This window comes from Pelomicrobium sp. G1, from assembly GCF_051905455.1.
In the GTDB taxonomy this organism is placed as follows: domain Bacteria; phylum Pseudomonadota; class Gammaproteobacteria; order Burkholderiales; family UBA6910; genus Pelomicrobium.
The window spans coordinates 1-234 of the sequence record NZ_JBQACR010000639.1 but is presented as its reverse complement, the minus strand read 5'-3'; the positions used below and the strand labels follow the sequence as shown (position 1 = coordinate 234).

Genomic DNA, 234 nt, shown 5'->3' with positions numbered 1-234 from the left:
TCGTCTCGCTCCGGGTCGGGCGCGGCCGGTCAGAACCGCGAACAGATCCGCCAGGTCGCCCTCGGCGAAGAGATGCTCGAAATCGCCTAAGCCGGGTCCGAAGTGCTGCTCCCAGCCCTGCGGCGGTCGGAACTCCTGCCCGGCCTGGTAGTTGCCCAGCTCGTCGTAGGCCCGGCGCTTCTCGGTATCCTTGAGCACCTCGTAGGCTTCCTGCACGTCCTTTACCCCCTCCTC

General features: G+C 67.1%; 1 pseudogene. It reads right to left on the bottom strand.

Annotated elements, in window-relative coordinates:
* Positions 1–234: pseudogene (locus ACTFO6_RS19940) on the bottom strand (J domain-containing protein); the annotation flags it as partial.